This is a genomic window from Mycobacterium sp. NGS26, assembly GCF_059813025.1.
This window is the reverse complement of sequence record NZ_JCALDU010000023.1, coordinates 1-871: the sequence shown is the minus strand read 5'-3', so window position 1 is coordinate 871 and position 871 is coordinate 1. Positions and strand designations below refer to the sequence as shown.

1 protein-coding gene is annotated in these 871 nt (G+C 66.7%); it reads left to right on the top strand.

Translation table 11 applies throughout. The features are described 5' to 3' along the window. Positions 1–871 (top strand): AMP-binding protein (locus AC5Y6X_RS24365; protein ID WP_499989707.1); only part of this gene is annotated, 871 nt, incomplete at both ends.

Genomic DNA, 871 nt, shown 5'->3' with positions numbered 1-871 from the left:
TGCCAGCGGGCTGCGCGACCGGCTGGCCGGCCACCAGGATCTGACCGTCTTCGACATCGACGACCTTGCCGCCACACCCGCCACCGCCCAGCCCGCCACCGCGCTGCCGGTGCCCGCGCCTGAGGACATCGCGTATCTGATCTACACCTCGGGCACCACCGGCACCCCGAAGGGGGTGGCCATCACCCACCACAACATCACCGCGCTGCTGGCGTCTGTGGCCGCCAGGATGGAGTTGACGGGGCGGGTGTGGGCGCAGTGCCACTCGTTGAGCTTCGACTTCGCGGTGTGGGAGATTTTCGGGGCCCTGCTCCATGGTGGGCGGCTGGTGGTGGTGCCCGGACCGGTGGTCGGCTCCCCGCACGAGCTGTATGAGCTGCTGATCGGTGAACACGTCAACGTGTTAAGCCAGACCCCGTCGGCGTTTTATGCGCTGCAAACCGTCGAGGCTTTACAGCCCGAGCTACGAGCGCAGCTCGAGCTGGAGGCTGTGGTGTTCGGCGGCGAAGCGCTCGATCCCCAGCGTCTTGGCGGGTGGCTGCACAACCCCGTGGGATCACCGCGGGTGATCAACATGTATGGCATCACCGAGACGACCGTGCATGCCTCGTTTCGAGACATCGTCGACGCCGATACCCACAGCACTGTCAGTCCTATTGGGGTGCCGCTGGCCCATCTTGGTTTTTTGGTGCTGGATGGGTGGTTGCGCCCGGTGCCGGTCGGGGTGGTCGGTGAGTTGTATGTGGCCGGGTCCGCGGTGGGGGTGGGCTATTGGGGCCGGCCGGGTTTGACCGGGTCGCGGTTTGTGGCTTGCCCGCTGGGCGGGGTGGGTGGGGCGCGGATGTATCGCACCGGGGATTTGGTGTGTTGG